General features: G+C 66.2%; 15 protein-coding genes. 13 read left to right on the top strand and 2 right to left on the bottom strand.

Features of this window, described 5'->3' with window-relative positions; genetic code table 11:
* Positions 1–41 precede the first annotated feature (41 nt).
* The 3 genes from fbaA (at position 42) to BLP88_RS15700 (ending at position 2743) form a co-directional block, all read left to right on the top strand.
* A complete protein-coding gene (gene fbaA / locus BLP88_RS15710; protein WP_074590705.1) occupies positions 42–1061 on the top strand; it encodes a class II fructose-bisphosphate aldolase in 1020 nt (339 codons plus the stop codon).
* Between the two features lie 3 nt (positions 1062–1064).
* Positions 1065–1484 (top strand): DUF3151 domain-containing protein, encoded by a 420-nt coding sequence (locus BLP88_RS15705; protein ID WP_074590703.1) that lies wholly within the window; start codon positions 1065–1067, stop codon positions 1482–1484.
* A gap of 152 nt (positions 1485–1636) precedes the next feature.
* Positions 1637–2743, top strand: coding sequence for a M14 family zinc carboxypeptidase (locus tag BLP88_RS15700; RefSeq protein ID WP_084111285.1), 1107 nt, complete (start codon positions 1637–1639; stop codon positions 2741–2743).
* A gap of 87 nt (positions 2744–2830) precedes the next feature.
* Here the strand turns inward: BLP88_RS15700 and BLP88_RS15695 are convergent, their stop codons facing one another.
* Positions 2831–3532, bottom strand: a complete 702-nt coding sequence (locus tag BLP88_RS15695; protein ID WP_074590699.1) for a FadR/GntR family transcriptional regulator — start codon at positions 3530–3532, stop codon at positions 2831–2833.
* 186 nt (positions 3533–3718) lie between these two features.
* On the opposite strand from BLP88_RS15695, the gene BLP88_RS15690 reads away from it, so the two are divergent.
* The 3 genes from BLP88_RS15690 to BLP88_RS15680 all read left to right on the top strand — a co-directional run bounded on the left by BLP88_RS15690 (position 3719) and on the right by BLP88_RS15680 (position 6248).
* Positions 3719–4246: a gluconokinase gene (locus BLP88_RS15690; RefSeq protein ID WP_074590697.1), complete on the top strand. Its 528-nt coding sequence runs from the start codon at positions 3719–3721 to the stop codon at positions 4244–4246.
* Between the two features lie 143 nt (positions 4247–4389).
* Entirely contained in the window at positions 4390–5796 is a 1407-nt protein-coding gene (locus BLP88_RS15685) for a GntP family permease (protein WP_074590695.1), read from the top strand.
* Positions 5797–5870: 74 nt separating this feature from the next.
* Positions 5871–6248, top strand: a complete 378-nt coding sequence (locus BLP88_RS15680; protein ID WP_217635157.1) for a hypothetical protein — start codon at positions 5871–5873, stop codon at positions 6246–6248.
* 10 nt (positions 6249–6258) lie between these two features.
* Here BLP88_RS15680 and BLP88_RS15675 read toward each other — a convergent pair whose 3' ends face one another.
* A complete protein-coding gene (locus tag BLP88_RS15675; RefSeq protein WP_074590693.1) occupies positions 6259–7698 on the bottom strand; it encodes a purine-cytosine permease family protein in 1440 nt (479 codons plus the stop codon).
* Positions 7699–8066: 368 nt separating this feature from the next.
* Here BLP88_RS15675 and BLP88_RS15670 point away from each other — a divergent pair, with 368 nt between their 5' ends.
* The 7 genes from BLP88_RS15670 (at position 8067) to BLP88_RS15640 (ending at position 13916) form a co-directional block, all read left to right on the top strand.
* Complete coding sequence (locus BLP88_RS15670; RefSeq protein ID WP_074590691.1) at positions 8067–9356, top strand: adenylosuccinate synthase; 1290 nt, start codon at positions 8067–8069, stop codon at positions 9354–9356.
* A gap of 544 nt (positions 9357–9900) precedes the next feature.
* Complete coding sequence (locus BLP88_RS15665) at positions 9901–10524, top strand: endonuclease domain-containing protein (protein WP_245679889.1); 624 nt, start codon at positions 9901–9903, stop codon at positions 10522–10524.
* A gap of 402 nt (positions 10525–10926) precedes the next feature.
* On the top strand, positions 10927–11481 hold the full coding sequence (locus BLP88_RS15660) for an RNA polymerase sigma factor (RefSeq protein ID WP_074590689.1): 555 nt from the start codon (positions 10927–10929) through the stop codon (positions 11479–11481).
* Positions 11478–12293 (top strand): hypothetical protein, encoded by an 816-nt coding sequence (locus BLP88_RS15655; RefSeq protein WP_074590688.1) that lies wholly within the window; start codon positions 11478–11480, stop codon positions 12291–12293. The genes BLP88_RS15660 and BLP88_RS15655 overlap by 4 nt, the downstream gene beginning before the upstream one ends.
* 70 nt (positions 12294–12363) lie before the next feature.
* Positions 12364–12789: a CoA-binding protein gene (locus BLP88_RS15650; protein WP_074590686.1), complete on the top strand. Its 426-nt coding sequence runs from the start codon at positions 12364–12366 to the stop codon at positions 12787–12789.
* A 19-nt stretch (positions 12790–12808) separates the two neighbouring features.
* On the top strand, positions 12809–13204 hold the full coding sequence (locus tag BLP88_RS15645; protein ID WP_074590684.1) for an MmcQ/YjbR family DNA-binding protein: 396 nt from the start codon (positions 12809–12811) through the stop codon (positions 13202–13204).
* An 82-nt stretch (positions 13205–13286) separates the two neighbouring features.
* Positions 13287–13916 carry a tetratricopeptide repeat protein gene (locus tag BLP88_RS15640; RefSeq protein WP_074590683.1) on the top strand — a complete coding sequence of 210 codons (630 nt, stop codon included), beginning with the start codon at positions 13287–13289 and terminating at the stop codon, positions 13914–13916.
* Positions 13917–14115 lie beyond the last annotated feature (199 nt).

The following is a 14115-nucleotide window of genomic DNA, read 5'->3' as shown; positions in this document are numbered from 1 at the left end:
GTCAGCACACCCATAGACGAAAACACAGCATAGGAGTCACCATGCCCATTGCAACCCCAGAGATTTACTCCGAGATGATCGACCGGGCGAAGGCCGGCGGTTACGCTTTCCCGGCGGTGAACGTGACGTCGTCGCAGACCCTGAACGCGGCGATCCGCGGTTTCGCCGAGGCGGAGTCGGACGGCATCATCCAGGTGTCCACCGGCGGTGCGGCGTACTGGTCCGGCGCCTCGGTGAAGGACATGGTGGCCGGTTCCCTGGGTTTCGCGGCGTTCGCCCGTGAGGTGGCTAAGAACTACAACGTCAACATCGCCCTGCACACGGACCACTGCCCGAAGGACAAGCTGGACGATTTCGTGCTGCCCCTGCTGGCCGCTTCCGAGGCCGAAGTGAAGGCCGGCCGTAACCCGATCTTCAACTCGCACATGTGGGATGGTTCCCACGAGGCGCTGGGCGAGAACCTGCGCATCGCCCGTGAGCTGCTGGAGCGCACCGCGGCCGCGAAGATCATCCTCGAGGTCGAGATCGGCACCGTCGGCGGTGAAGAGGACGGCGTGGAGAACGAGATCAACGAAAAGCTCTACACCACCACCGAGGACGCTTTGGCCACCATCGAGGCCCTGGGTGCCGGCGAGAACGGCCGCTACATCACGGCCCTGACCTTCGGCAACGTGCACGGCGTGTACAAGCCCGGTGGCGTGAAGCTGCGCCCGGAACTGCTCAAGCAGATCCAGTCCGAGGTGGGTGCGAAGATCGGCAAGGACAACCCCTTCGACCTGGTGTTCCACGGCGGTTCCGGTTCCTCCGACCAGGAGATCGCCGACGCCGTCTCCTACGGTGTGATCAAGATGAACGTGGACACGGACACCCAGTACGCCTTCACGCGCCCGGTGGCCGGGCACATGTTCTCCAACTACGACGGCGTGCTGAAGGTCGACGGCGAGATCGGCAACAAGAAGACCTACGACCCTCGCGTCTGGGGTGCTTCCGCCGAGGCCGGCATGGCTGCCCGCATCGTCGAATCCGCCCGCCAGCTCGGCTCGGCAGGCAAGACCTTCTAAGTCATGTCCGACGAATTCCGCAAGAACCTGCTGGGTCCGGAACCCACGCTGCTGCCCGCCGAATCCGAGGTGTACCAGCACCTCGCGCTCGGCCAGGAAGCCGTGGACCTGGTGGCCAAGCACCCCACGTCCTCGCTCCTCTGGGCAATCCTGGCCGAGGAGGCCTGGGCCGGGGGCCGCACCATCGAGTCCTACGCGTACGCCCGGGTGGGCTACCACCGCGGACTGGACTCGCTGCGGCGCAACGGCTGGCGCGGCGTCGGGCCGATCCCGTGGGAGCACGAGCCGAACCGCGGCTTCCTGCGTGCCCTCTACGCGCTGGGACGCGCTTCGGCAGCCATCGGCGAAGCCGATGAACCCGAGCGGATCGAGAAGTTCCTCAACGACTCCGATCCCGCGGCGAAGGCAGCGATCGAGGCGTAAAGCCAGTACGACGACGGCGCCCCTCACCAATGGTGAGGGGCGCCGTCGCGTCTTAACGCCGTCGTCGTTCCTGCTTTGCGGGTTCTGTTCAGTTTTGTCGAGTTCATTGACAGGATCTGTTCAGCTTGTTTGGGTGTTTGTCACAGGCGGCAATGGGGGACGTGGCCGGCTGCACGCTTTCAACGCACTCGAAAGAGGTACGCACCGTGAGAAAAACCTTCAGGACCCTGGCCGTTTCCGGCGCCCTCGCGCTGGCGGTGGTGGCGGGATCGGCCCCGCTGGCAAGCGCCGTGGGCGAGGGCCCCGGCTACGGCGACAACGGCCAGATCACCACCTCCAGGCTCACCACCTATGACCAGCTGGTCGCCTTCCTGAAGGACCAGGACGCCCGCCAGCCGGCCATGGAGCTGGAGGTCATCGGCAAGACGGTCAAGGGCCGGGACCTCCACCTGGTCAAATACGTCACGGATCCGGCCAAGCCCACCATCCTCTACCTGACCCAGCAGCACGGCAACGAGCAGCTCACCACCGAGGGTGCCATGCAGTTCATCAAGCACCTGGGAACAGCGAACTCGTCTGGCATCCTGGACGGCGTGAACATCCTGATCGTCCCCATGCTGAACGCTGACGGGGCCATGGGCGATGTGAACTTTCCGCTGGACGATTATGTGGCCAAGGGCGACCGCCACCTCACCCGCTACAACGCCGAGGGCGTGGACCTGAACCGCGACCATGTGGCCAAGATCCAGCCCGAAACCCAGGCCCTGCACAACAACGTGATGCGCAAGTACCGCATCGACTACATGATCGATCTGCACCACCAGGGCACCCGCGCCGAACGCGACGGGAAGCTGGTCTCCGGCTCCATCCTGTACCCCACCACGCCGAACGCAGACCCCGCCGTCGTGCAGAAATCCAAGCAGCTCGGCTCGGTGGTGTTCAGCAGCGTCGACTCCACCGGCTGGGGCCACCTCGGAAAGTACGAAGGCGGCAGCGCGGAGACCATCAGCCGCAACGGCATCGCCGTGGAGTACGGGATCGCCACCCTGCTCTTCGAGATGCGCGGCATGTCCGACCACTACCTCGGCGGCTATGCGCTGGGCCAGCGCAGCAACGGATACCTGATCAAGCAGACGGTCATCACGCTGGCCTCCACCGCGGCGGCCATTGCGGACGGTTCCATCGCCGACGCCGACACCACCTTCTGGGACAGCCTCGCCACCCAGAACTCCCGCGACGGCGGGGAGGAAGACGAGTAAGACCTCCCGCGAACGTACAGTTGGGGCCCCTAAATCGCCGATTTAAGGGCCCCAACTGTACGTTCGGGTTTCAACCGAGGGGGATCCTCAGTCCAGGCCCATGGCCTGCCGGACTTCCACCACCACGCGGTGCATCGCTTCCTCGGCCTTGTTCGTGTCGCCGCGCGAGACGGCTGCGGCAACGTCCTCGTGTGCCTTGAGCGCCGCCTCCTCGGGCCGGAACGGCATGAGGCCCTGCTGGGTGCGGCTGGTCAGGACCTCGGCCACCATTTCGTCGATCGCGGCGAACATCTCGTTGCCGCTGGCGTGCAGCAGCAGCCGGTGGAAGGCGATGTCCACGGCGAGGAAGGCTTCCAGGTCCCCGGCTTCGCCGAGCCGGCGCAGCTCGGCGGCCAGGGCGCCCAGTTCTCCGCGCTGGGCGTGCGTCGCCCGGCGCGCCGCGGCTGCTGCGGCAATGGGTTCGACGGCGATGCGCAGCTCCGTGAGGGAGGCGTACTGGGCTTCGCGGCGTTCGGAGAGCAGCCGCCAATGCACCAACTTGGGGTCGAAGACGTTCCAATGCCGGGGATCCTGGACCACGATGCCCACCCGGCGGCGCGAGTAGACCAGGTTCATCGATTCCAGCACGCGCATGGTGTCGCGGGCGACGGTGCGGGAGACGCCGTATTCCTGCTGCAGGTCCTCGAGGGTGAGCCGGGACCCGGGGGCGAGGCGGCCGGATGCGATCGATTCGCCCAGGGTGTCCAGCATGCGCTGGTGGAGGCCGCCCTCCGGTGTCGCCGTCGACATTTCCCGCCCCTCCCGCGCCGATTCCACGCCTCAGCTTAGTGCCTGCGTCGCAAAAGTATGACCAAAGGCACATTAAGTACTACCAATCACTCTCTAATGGTGTTATCTTTTTCGGGAACACGGCGCATCCGCGCCACCCCCGAGCTTCTTCGGAAGCCAACGACGTCTTCCTGCGGAGGTAGGGCAATGGAGTCATCTGCAATCCACGTGGTCGTCATGGGCGTTGCCGGCGCGGGCAAGTCCACGATCGCCGGGGCCCTCTCGTCGGCCCTTGGCTGGGACATGGCCGAGGCCGACCGTTTCCACACCGCGGCCAACATCTCGAAAATGGCCGGCGGTGTTCCGCTGACCGATGAGGACCGCTGGCCGTGGCTGCGGAGCATCCGCGACTGGATGTCGTCCGAGGCCGCGGCAGGCAACAGCACCGTGCTGACCTGCTCCGCCCTCAAACGCAGCTACCGGAACCTGCTGGCCGAGGCCGAAGGCCGCGTGGTCTTCGTCCACCTCGACGGCAGCCCGGAACTGCTCGCCGAACGCATGGGCGCCCGGGCCGGCCACTTCATGCCAACCACCCTGCTGCCCAGCCAGCTGGCCACCCTCGAACCGCTCAGCGCCGAAGAACTCGCCGCGGGAAGTGTCCGGCTGGACATCGTACGGGACCCGGACACCCTGGTGGCCGCCGTCGTCGGCTCGCTGGCACTGCAGGGCGCCTGAACGGCACCAACAGCGCGCCACCATTAGCGCGCCACCGCTAACACCTCACACTCCCCAACCTCAGCCCGTCCATCGGGGCACGCCGCGCCGGCGCAGTCCGGCGCGCCCCGAAACGGCTGATGAACCCTGCCTGAGGAGGCACCATGAACGCCATCGAAGGATGGACCCAAACCCTCGGCGCCGGCCCGCTGCTGCTCATCGCGGCCGCCGCCATTGCCGTCCTGCTCGTGCTGATCATCCGCTTCAAGATGCACGCACTGCTGGCCCTGATTACGGTCAGCCTGGCCACGGCCTTCGCCACCGGAATCCCCGCGGACAAGGTGGTGGGCGTCCTGGTCGGCGGCTTCGGCACCACCCTGGGCACCGTAGCCTTGCTGGTCGGCCTGGGCGTCATGCTCGGCCGCATTGTGGAGACGTCAGGCGGGGCCAAGGTCCTGGCCGACTATCTCATTGGCGTGTTCGGCGAGAAGCGTGCCCCCTTCGCGCTCGGCCTCGCCTCACTGATCTTCGGCTTCCCGATCTTCTTCGACGCCGGCCTGGTGGTGATGCTGCCGGTCGTGTTCGCCGTTGCCCATCGGCTCGGTGGCGGTGTCCTGCGCTTCGGCCTGCCCGCCGTCGGCGCCTTCTCGGTGATGCACGTCTTCCTGCCGCCGCACCCGGGCCCGGTGTCCGCCTCCGCGATCCTCGGCGCGAACGTGGGCCTGGTGGTCATCGTCGGCCTGATTGCTGCCCTGCCAACGTGGTACCTCACGTGCTACTTGTACGGTCTGTGGACGGGCCGCAAGCTGGTTCTCCCTGTTCCGGAGATCCTTGGCCATGCTTCCGCCGACGCCGAGGCACACCCGCCCCGTTTCCGTACTGTCGTCAGCATCCTGCTGCTGCCTCTCGTGCTGATCTTCCTCAACACCGGCCTCAACACCTTGGCCACGTCCCACCTCCTGCCTGACTCCGTGAAGGAACAGCAGTGGTTCCAGATCATCCGTGCGCTTGGTGACACACCTGTTGCCCTGCTCATCTCCGTGTTCGTGGCCGCACTGGTTCTCGGGATGCGCCGCGGCCTGCACGGGGCCCGGCTCGAAGGGCTCCTTGAATCCTCCCTCGGACCGGTCTGCTCGGTCATCCTCATCACCGGTGCGGGTGGCATGTTCGGTGCCGTGCTGCGTACTTCCGGAATTGGCAAGGCCCTGGCCGATGTGCTGGGCGACGCCGGTATCCCCTTGATCCTGGCCGGCTTCCTGATCTCCTCGATCCTGCGCATCGCCCAGGGCTCGGCAACCGTGGCCTTGACCACCACCGCGGGCCTGATCGCCCCGGCCGTTGCCGAAGTAGGGCTGGACGGGCTCCAACTCGCCGCGCTCGTGGTGGCCGTCGCCGCCGGCTCCGTGGTGGTCTCGCACGTCAACGACGCCGGATTCTGGATGGTGGGCCGCTTCATGGGCATGGACGTGAAGACCACGCTGGCCACCTGGACTGTCATGGAAACCTTGATCGGCGTCATGGGCTTCGGCATCGCCGCGGTGGTGTTTGCCGCCGCCGGTGCCGCCGGCTAGCAACGGTTCCACAGGCGAACGGCCCGGTACCTCACTGAGGTGCCGGGCCGCCGTCGTGCCTTAGGAAAAGGTGAGTGGACCTCGACGGCGGGCCCGCCGTCGGGCATGATGCCGCCATGGAGAAACGCGAGTCATCCGCTGCCGCCGTCGCCGCCTTCGAGGACCTGGGTACTGACTTGCTCGACGCCGGAGTGGTGACGGGCCAGATGTTCGGCGCCCGTTCGCTGCTGCTGGACAAGAAGGCGATCGCCTGCCTGAACGGGGACACCGTCGCCTTCAAGCTCGGCCGGGATAATCCCGGGCACGAACGCGCGCTGGCGCTGCCCGGGGCCGTGCTCTTCGACCCCTCGGGCATGGGCCGGCCATTCAAGGACTGGGTGGAGGTTCCGCTCGCTGCCGCGGGGGAGTGGCCGGCCCTGGCGGACGCCGCCCTCGCGAACGCCCGCCAGTAGCGTCAGGCGGTTACGACGCCGGCACCCGGGCGGGTGCCGCGTCCTCGTCGGGGTAGATCGTTTCCAGCGGCGCCCGGTTGGTGGCCTTTGCCCACGGGTAGTAGACCGCCATGGTCACCACGATGCCCACGATCCAGGAAATGTCCGCGCCGCCGAGCCAATGCGTCACCGGGCCGGTGTAGAGGGCCTGGGCGAGGAACGGGATCTGGACGACGACGCCGATGCCGTAGGACACCAGGGCAGCAGCGTTCCACCGCCCGTAGCGGCCGTCCGGGTTGTAGAGGGCCGGGATGTCGAGACGGTCGCGGGAGATCTTGTAGTAGTCCACGAGGTTGATGACGGACCACGGTGTGAACACCATCAGCAGCATCAGCACGAAGTTCTTGAACAGGTTCAGGAAGTCCTTGCTGGCGAACAGGGCGATCAGCACGCTCGCGGCGATGACCAGCAGGATGAACGCGATGCGGGCCGTGCGCGACACCGTGTCGCGGCGGTTGACGGCGGTGCCGATGGTCACCGAGCACATGAAGGCCCCGTACGCGTTCAGGCAGTTCACCGTGAGCTTGCCGCTGACGATCACCAGGTAGATGAAGACGGCGACCAGGCCGCCGCCGGCGAGGTCGCCCATGTAACCCACCTGGTTCTTCAGGAAGTCCCCGCCCAGGTGCGCGGCGGACAGGCCGCCGGCCAGGGCGCCGATGGTCATGGCCCACTGGGCGCCGCCCACGGAACCGGCGAAGGTGTACCAGAACGTCCGGCGCTCGCTGGTGTCCTGGGGCAGGTACCGGGAGTAGTCGGCAACGTAGGGGCCGAAGGTCAGCTGCCAGCCGGCGCCCAGGGCGATGGCCGTGAGGAAGGTGGGCCATTCGAAGCCCTTGAGGAACATGATCTGACCGATGTCGTACCTCGTCAGCACGGCGAACGTCAGGTACAGGAACCCGGCCAGGCCCAGCACCGTGGCGATGCGGCCCAGGGCGTGGATGTACTTGTAGCCCAGAATGGCCAGCAGGGCGGTGGCGGCGCCGAAGACCAGGATCCCGACGGCGGGAACGTTGACTCCCAGGATGAGGTTGATGGCCTGCCCGGAGAGCACGGTGCCCGTGGAGGCGAAGCCCACGTACATCAGGATGACCAGGACCAGCGGGATGACAGCGCCGTAGACGCCGAACTGCGCGCGGCTGGAAATCATCTGCGGAAGGCCGAGCCTGGGGCCTTGGGCGGAGTGCAGCGCCATGACGATGCCGCCGAGCACGTTGCCAACGAGCAGGCCGATGATGGCCCAGAACGCGTCGGCACCAAAGACCACTGCGAGGGCGCCGTCCACGATCGCGGTGATCTGGGCGTTGGCGCCAAACCACAGGGTGAACTGGGATTTCGGGTGTCCGTGGCGCTCGCCGGGCGGGATCATCTCGATCGACCGTGCCTCGACGGCGCTGCTTGCTGCTGCCATGATTACTCCTCATGCTTGACGTGCATGTTCCATGTCACAGGACGGCCGGCCCCTGAACCATGCCATTAAGAGCCCTGGTGTCGCCCATCCCAGACACTTTGCCGCGTGTCGCTGGCCGGTTCCCGGGCCCTGCTATGTCTTCCCGGCCGGGGCCCCGTGCCGGCGCCGGCCTCCTGTGCGGGGTCATGACACCGTGTTCGGGGGCTGGATCCGCTAAACTTGGCTGGTAAGAGCCCCGGAACTCTTGCCCTTCCTGCCCATGAATCTTTGTTGAAGACCGTGGACAGGGCCTGGCTTCGGGGCGTTCTCATGTACGGCGCCAGGCGCGGTTCCCCGCCGCCTGCCCGAAAAGAATGGGGGAGGATCCCATGCCCGCTATCGTGATCGTCGGAGCCCAGTGGGGCGACGAAGGCAAAGGCAAAGCGACCGACCTGCTCGGCGGCCGCGTGGACTACGTGGTCAAGCCCAACGGCGGCAACAACGCCGGGCACACCGTCGTCGTCGGCGGCGAGAAGTATGAGCTCAAGCTCCTTCCCGCAGGCATCCTGAGCCCCAACGCCATTCCGATCATCGGCAACGGCTGCGTGGTGAACCTCGAGGCCCTGTTCCAGGAAATTGACGGCCTCGAAGCCCGCGGTGCCGACACCTCCCGCCTGCGGGTTTCCGCCAACGCCCACCTCGTGGCCCCGTACCACCAGGTGCTGGACAAGGTCACCGAGCGCTTCCTCGGCAGCCGCGCCATCGGCACCACCGGCCGCGGAATCGGCCCGGCCTACATGGACAAGGTGGCCCGCCTGGGCATCCGCGTCCAGGACGTCTTCGACGAGTCGATCCTCCGCCAGAAGGTGGAAGGTTCGCTGCGCCAGAAGAACGAACTCCTGGTCAAGGTCTACAACCGCCGCGACGTCGTGGTGGACGAGATCGTCGAATACTTCCTCTCTTTCGCCGAGCGCCTGCGCCCGCTGGTCATCGACTCCACCCTGGTCCTGAACAACGCGCTGGACGAGGGCAAGGTGGTCCTCATGGAGGGCGGCCAGGCCACGTTCCTGGACGTCGACCACGGCACCTACCCGTTCGTGACCTCCTCCAACCCGACCGCCGGCGGCGCCTCCGTGGGCTCGGGCATCGGTCCCACCCGCATCTCGCGCTCCATCGGCATCATCAAGGCGTACACCACCCGCGTCGGCGCCGGCCCGTTCCCCACCGAACTCTTCGACGAAATGGGCCTGTACCTGCAGAAGACCGGCGGTGAGTTCGGCGTGAACACCGGCCGCCCGCGCCGCTGCGGCTGGTACGACGCCGTCCTGGCCCGCCACGCTTCCCGCGTGAACGGCTTCACCGACTACTTCGTCACCAAGCTGGACGTGCTCACCGGCATCGAGCAGATCCCGGTCTGCGTGGCCTACGACGTGGACGGCGTCCGCCACGACGAAATGCCCATGACCCAGACCGAGTTCCACCACGCGGTGCCGATCTTCGAGTACTTCGACGGCTGGACCGAGGACATCACCGGCGCCAAGACCCTGGAGGACCTGCCGGAGAACGCCCGCAACTACGTGCTGGCGCTCGAAAAGCTCTCCGGCACCCGCTTCTCCGCGATCGGCGTCGGCCCGGACCGCGACCAGACGATCGTGCTGCACGACCTGATCGAGGACTAAGCCCTCATAGCGCCCGACGGCGCCCGACGGCGGCGGGTCACCCTTTGGTTCCAGGCGAACCTTCCGGGTGGCCCGCCGTTTCCATTCGGGGCGCCTGGCGTTGATCCTGCAGATCAGGCGGGCTGCGCCGCCGCAACCCCGCCTGATCTGCAGGATCAAACTCACGAGGGCGGCCCGGCCTGTGGATAACCCCGGTGCCCAGCCTCAGGTCGGCCAGACTTGTTCAATGAGCAAGGCCGACCCCCTTCCCGTAAGCCTGGCGTTGCGCTCCTTTACATTGAGCGAGGGGCTGGCCGCGGGACAATCGCTGAGCCGTCTGAGGGCCAAGGATCTCAGGACGCCCAGCCGGGGAATCAGGGTTCCCGTCGGAGCCGCGCAGTGCCTTGCGGAAAGAGTCAGGCCGTACCTGCAGCTTTCCTCCGGCACTGTAGCCAGCGACAGCACCGCTGCCCGCTTGCTTGGAGCGCCGTTGCCGAAGGAACTGGAGGGAGAATCCAGACTGCATCTGAGTTCATCCTCGAGGACCGGGCCGCGACGCAAACACGTGGTGGGGCATAGCCGGCGTTTCGAACCGGAGGAGGTGATCCTGCTCAGCGGCCTGCCCGTGACCTCGCCGGCAAGGACCTGGCTGGACCTTGCGTCGATGCTCTGCCTGGATGACCTCGTCATCGCCGGAGATTTCCTGGTGTGCACCCACGAAGACCGAGGCTTCGGCAGATCCCGACCTCCATTGGTTTCGCTGGAAGAACTGAACCTCTATATTTCCAGGAAACGCCGTGTCCCGGGCCTCGCCAAAGCGCGGAACGCGCTGCCCCATCTCCGGGTGGGCGTGGACTCCCCGCAGGAGACCCGGCTTCGTTTGATGCTGCAAGCTGCCCAACACCTGCCGCCGTTCCGGGTGGACTATCCCGTGTCCTCGGACGACCACGAGTTTCCGAGATGGGTGGATCTTGCTTGTCCGGAATTCCGCACGTGCATCGAATACGAGGGCGCCCATCACCTCACTCCCATGCGGCAGGTGGCGGACAAAGGCCGGGACAGATTCATGGTTGACTGCGGCTGGAACCAAGTGAAGATCTACGCCAGGGACCTGGAGCTGGGTGCCGAATGGGTGGTTCCCCAAGTGGAAGCTGCGCTCCGTCGGGGAGGATGGCGCCCGCCGTCGTGAGATTGATCCTGCAGATCAGGTGAGCTGTGCGGCCTCAATCCCGCGTTATCTGCAGGATGAAGCCGCGGCCAAGGACGGGCCGGGGTGCACGCGCCGCCACGCCCGAAGGAAACCGCCTCTGAACCGGGAAAACGCCACTCCAGGAAAAAATTTCGAATTCCGCGTAACCCTTTGGGCGGCCGGAACGATTACTCCAGTGAACGGGCCGAGCTGGAATCTGTCCCCCATCATGTTCCAGCTCGGCCCTTCGTTTTGCCTGCAAAAGGATGCGGGCCGGCCCGGGGCGTGTTCTTGGGCTGCTGCTGCGGGGGCGGTTAGGCTGGGGGAGTGCCCGGCGCTGCCCGAAGGGACAACCGCGCACCATCGCCGCAGACCCCCGCATCCACCGAAAGCACCTGAAACGTGACCAACGCCCTGACCGATGAAGCGTTGCAGGCCCTTCAGGGCAATGACGCAGAACTGTTCAGCGCCGTGTACCAGGCATTCGCCGGGCAGGTGCTGGGTTACCTCAGCGCCAAGGGTGTGCAGGATCCCGAAGCCGTCACGCAGGACGTGTTCCTCACGGTGCTGTCGCGGATAGACGCCATTTCGGGCGGGGTCAAAGGTCTCCGTACTTTTGTCTTCTCCGTTGCCCACGCCCGCATGGTGGATGACCACCGCAGGCAGGGCAGGGCGCCGGAGCACCAGGAGTTCGAAGCCGAACGGGACACCCGGGAGGTACTTTCGGCCGAAGCCGAGGCGATGGACCGGGTGGCGCCCGGAGAGGTGCTCGCACTGCTCCGGTTCCTGCCGGAGGAACAACGGGAAGTCCTGTCGTTACGCATCATTGCGGGCCTGACGGTGGAACAAGTTGCCGAAATCATGGGGAAAAGCCAAGGTGCAGTAAAGCAGTTGCAGCGAAGGGCCTTGAACACCCTCCGTGAACACTCGGCAGTAAAGGAATATGTGGCGCCATGACGCGTTCCCACACGGATCGTGAAGACATCGTCTCCGAGCTCATGCTGGACGCCGGCACGCCCGGTGACCCGCTGTTGAAGGCTGCCCTCGAATCCATCGCAGGCCTCGCGGCGCTGCCCGCTCCCGCCCCACGCGGCGACCTCGCCCTGCTGCTCGGTGTCCCGTCCGCAGCTTCCGACGGCGGCACGCACCCCCGCGTCGACGAGCTCGCCAAGCGCCGCCGCCTGAAAAGCCGGCCAGCCATCCTCGCCGGTGCGGTCGTCGCGACTATGGGCTTGGGCATCGGAAGCGTTGCCGCGTCCGGCGGCTTCCCGGAGAACCCCCCGGAATTCGTCACCTCACTGATCTCCGGCTGGGGGCCGCACGGGAACCCGGCCCCGTCGTCGCTGGTGCCCCCTGTGCCGGCCCCCGACGCCCCCACCGTCACCACGGTCCCGGGACCTGCCGACCCTCCAGCAGCCGAGCCCGGAACGGGCGCCCCGCTGAACGCATCTCCGCAGTCCCCCGGCGGTGCTCCCGCGGGCTCCGAGCTGCCGGCCGCCCAGGACTCCGTCCCGGCCCCCCCTGGCAGGGCGCCCGCCGCCGAAAAGAAGGCGAGCGAAGAGAAGCCGGGCGGGAAGAAGACGGACGAGGAGAAAGCCGCCGGAAAGAAGGCCGCCAACAATGACGCCGCGAACAAGAACGCCGCGAACAAGAACGCCGCGGCAGAAGAGAAGGCGCCCGGAAACTCGGTAGGGAGGCCTTCCACTGTGCGGCCGGAAGATGTCGTGAACGTCCTGCGGAGGATCGTTCCTTTCGGCATCGCTTTTTGAAGCCGTTCCAAGCCCTTCGGAGCGGGGCGTCCTGCGATGGTCCCTTCAGCGCCGGGCGTAGGCTGGGGGAATGACCCACGCGAATGATCCGGCCGTCGTCGAACGCCTGATGCGGACCAAGGGCCGCTGGGCGATTGTGGGGCTGAGCAAAAACGAGTGGCGGTCCGCCTACGACGTCGCGCTCTATGTCCGCGACCGCATGGGTATGGAAATTATCCCGGTGAACCTGCGCGGGGAAGACGTCCATGGCGAAACCGGATACAAGACCCTGGCGGACATTCCCGCCGAAAAGCAGCCGGTCGACGTCGTGGATTGCTTCGTCAATTCCACCCGGGTGGGTGCGGTGATCGACCAGGCGATCGCTGCCGGCGCCAAGGCGATATGGCTTCAGCTCGGTGTCAACGACGACGAAGCGGTGGAGCGCGCGAAAGCCGCCGGCCTGGACGTGGTGGTCAACACCTGCCCGGCCCGGGAAGGCTGGCACTACGGTCTGTAGCCTGGGCTAGGCTCAAACCATGGACGCTGCCACCCTCCGCCGGATCTGCCTCGGATTCCCCGGCGCCTTCGAAGACTTCCCCTTCGGCCCGGAAGCCTCCGTGTTCAAAGTGCGTTCCGACGTGGGCCAGGAGCAGGACGCGAAGATGTTCGCGCTCTCCGCTCTGGACGCCGAGCCGCTGTCGGTGAGCCTGAAATGCGAACCAGCCTTGGCCGTACAGCTGCGCGCGGCGCATCCCGAAATCACCGGCGCCTGGCACATGAACAAAACCCATTGGAACGGCGTCCGGCTGGACGGTGCCCTGCCCGACGCCATGGTCCGCGACATGGTGGAGGACTCCTACGACCTCGTGGTTGCAGGCCTCAGCAGGCGGCAGCAGGAACAACTCGGGTGGGCGCGCCTCGCCGGAAAGTGAGCGGCCGCGGCCCGGCGCGCGTCGGATAGATTGAGAGTGCGCAACACCATTCGACGCCTTTGACGCAATCGGGAGCGGCCAGATGCTGGAGCAGAGAACACTCGACGGGTTGTGGAACTTCGACAACCCGGCCTTATCCGAAGCCCGTTTCCGGGAAGCCATGCAGGACTCCCGTTTTGACGATTTCGAGCGGCTGGAACTGGCCACCCAGTTGGGCCGCGCCATCGGGCTGCAGGGCCGCTACGAAGAGGCCGACGCCCTGCTGGATTCGATCGACACCGAAGAAGAACCCACCATCGCCATCCGTGTCCTCCTGGAGCGCGGCCGCCTGCTCAATTCCTCCGGGCATCCCGCCATGGCCGTGCCACTGCTTGAACAGGCCGCGGAACTCGGCGACCACCTCGGCGAGGAATTCCTTACGGTGGATGCGCTGCACATGCTCGCGATCGCCGACTCCGGCCACCAGGAATCATGGACGCGAAGCGCGCTTGAGTACGCCTCCGCCGTCGACGATCCCCGTACCAAGCGGTGGATGGTTTCGCTGCACAACAACCTCGGCTGGGCGCTGTACGACGACGGCCGGCGCACCGAAGCGCTGGTGGAGTTCCAACTCGCTGAGCAATGGGCGGAACGCGTCGGGACTCCGCAGCAGCAGCAGTGGGCGCGCGAAGCCATCGAAGAGTGCGAGAGGTCGCTCAGCAGACGGCCCTGAGCTGCGGTTTCTTCCTTTTTGGAGCGTGCCTGGAGGTCCCGGCGGGGCTTTCGGACTAGATCACGTTTTGACAAAAGTTGATTGAAACTAGCAAGAAATATTGATTTCCGATCACTTGTGGTGAAGTATGTCACACGAGGATGGTGCTGCTTCGGGCGCCTTCCAGCCGATCCGAAACCACCTGGCACGGGCGCCATCC

The sequence above is a fragment of the Arthrobacter cupressi genome (assembly GCF_900099975.1).
In the GTDB taxonomy this organism is placed as follows: Bacteria; Actinomycetota; Actinomycetes; order Actinomycetales; family Micrococcaceae; genus Arthrobacter; species Arthrobacter cupressi.
The sequence above is the reverse complement of the archived record's forward strand: the minus strand, read 5'-3'. Positions and strand labels throughout refer to the sequence as shown.